Origin of the sequence: Bradyrhizobium sp. NAS80.1 (genome assembly GCF_001908205.1) — a bacterium.
Lineage (GTDB): Bacteria > Pseudomonadota > Alphaproteobacteria > Rhizobiales > Xanthobacteraceae > Bradyrhizobium.
In genome coordinates this window covers 1-1,982 of record NZ_LGHL01000377.1, presented here as the reverse complement: position 1 = coordinate 1,982, position 1,982 = coordinate 1, and the positions used below count along the sequence as shown (strand labels likewise).

Below are 1,982 nucleotides of genomic sequence, written 5' to 3'. Positions count from 1 at the left end.
ATCTCCGGCTTGGATCGTGGCGTTCGGTATTCGGCCGGTACGCGGGCGCGCTTCAAACGAGGGGCGTCGCTTGTCCAACTCTCAGGCAGAAAGAGACGCAGTGCGACCATCAACGCGGTATCTTATGATGTCCATTGCTCTAGATTGACTCCGTGTTGCGGCGGATGAATTGAGCGCAGTAGGCGCAGATGATCCCGACGCAACCGCCGATGATTACGTTGACGATGCGTTCGGCCGCGATTGAGGCCGTTTGCCCGCTCAGGGTAATGGCTAGTGCGGTGAGGCCGTATCGCACCGTGACGGCAACGATGTAGCGTTTGAGCGCAACCAAAGTCATCACCGAGCCGAGAATGGCCATATCGCATGTTAACGCGCTGTGCGACGTGATAGAGCCGAGGCAGATACCGACTGGCACGCCCACGCACGCTCCAAAAACACGGCTGCCGAGCTTCTGGTGATTTGCCCCCACCTCTGCCGTGGCGACGCTGACCGCCGACCAGATCGCCCATTGACCAGAGCCTAGCTCTTGCCACTCAACGAGGGTCGTCATCAAGACCACCGCGACCATCACGGCCACGACCGTCGCACCATTTTCTGATGGCGCACCGAAATCGGCACTGTTTGCGAGACGCACTAGACGGCGAGCGACGCTGATGTCGTCATGTCGGCGTTGGGTCAGATGCTCGAGCCCGGCCAGAAAAATGGCCATCATCACAGTGGCCAGCATATAGGGCAGCGGCGCCAGCACGAAGGCCGCATAAGTTGCTGGGTCTGCCCCCTTTCCAAGCTTGTCGGAAATCTCGCACGCGAGATAAAGCGACGGAATGTATGTGAAGTTGCCGATCGTTCGGAGCTTGCGGCCAGCGGCGTCGAGGCGAATGGCGCCGGCGGCCATCAAAGTACAGGTGATGACAAAAAGAGGAGGTTCTCGCAGCGAAAATACAAGCAGGAGGTAGCCTGCGATAATCGCCAATCCCTGCAAGAGCATGCCGAAGGGCGCCAGGCCCGCGCGCTCCTGGGTGAGTTGGCAGGCGAGTCCGACGATCGCGGCTTGAAGCCAGATCTCATTACCGGTCAGCCGCGACAATGTCAGAATGGGCACGAGAAGCAGCAGGGCCCGGGCCAAGGAACTCTCCCCGATTCTCGGCCACAGCCAACCAGTTGAGCTCATGGCAGGTGACGCAGCGCCTCGACATCGATTACCTGCGCGATTGATCGCAGCACCTGCATCGAGTTTCTGTGATCCTGTTCATCCGATGCGGCACACCCGTCTTCAAGGATGATGACCTCGTAATCGCGATCGTGGGCGTCACGTGCGGTCGATTGGACAGCCCAGGTGCTGCTTACGCCAGTAATGATCAGTCGTGTTATCTTGCGCGCGCGCAGCGCAGGCTCGAGCGCCGTACCGTAGAATGCGCTGACCCGCAACTTGTTGATTATCAAATCGGTCGGTTCGATGATTAGGTCGGGATGAAATTCGGCGCCGCGTTCTCCAAGCTTCAGCGCGCCGAACTCGTGCGCGCGCCCGAACATCGGTGAACCCTTGGGTTGCTCGTGATAGCTCGGAGAAAAACCGACCTTCACCAATGCAACGAGCCAGCCCTTGGCGCGAGCGATGGCAAGTCCTTCGTTGGCTTTGGCAATGATCCCGCGGGACGTGGCGTGGGCTGCCGAACGGGCAACCTTGCCCTCGGGATGCATGATGTCGACGATGTAGTCGAGCGCGACGAAGGCTGTGCTCATGATTTTGGATGACCGAGTTGATTTCTGGAATGGGAGTGGTGATCACCTCTCCCTTCGCGGTCAATATCGGCTTCGCCACCGTATTGGTCCAATATATTGAATGGCTAGAAATGATCGTTTATGAGTATCGGTATGGAGCTCCGTCACCTTCGCTATTTCTGTGCGGTTGCCGACGAGATGCATGTGACCCGTGCCGCTGAACGGCTTCATCTCGCCCAGCCCGCACTCACGCAGCAGAT

Annotated in this window: 3 protein-coding genes; 1 reads left to right on the top strand and 2 read right to left on the bottom strand. The window is 58.7% G+C overall.

The window, feature by feature from the left end:
- Positions 1–139: 139 nt before the first annotated feature.
- Positions 140–1,126, bottom strand: coding sequence for an FUSC family protein (locus AC629_RS43595; RefSeq protein ID WP_168195754.1), 987 nt, complete (start codon positions 1,124–1,126; stop codon positions 140–142).
- A gap of 41 nt (positions 1,127–1,167) precedes the next feature.
- Positions 1,168–1,743 carry a cysteine hydrolase family protein gene (locus AC629_RS43590; RefSeq protein ID WP_084810747.1) on the bottom strand — a complete coding sequence of 192 codons (576 nt, stop codon included), beginning with the start codon at positions 1,741–1,743 and terminating at the stop codon, positions 1,168–1,170.
- A 132-nt stretch (positions 1,744–1,875) separates the two neighbouring features.
- On the opposite strand from AC629_RS43590, the gene AC629_RS43585 reads away from it, so the two are divergent.
- The coding region (locus tag AC629_RS43585) for a LysR family transcriptional regulator (protein ID WP_143199928.1) at positions 1,876–1,982 on the top strand (107 nt) is incomplete at its 3' end.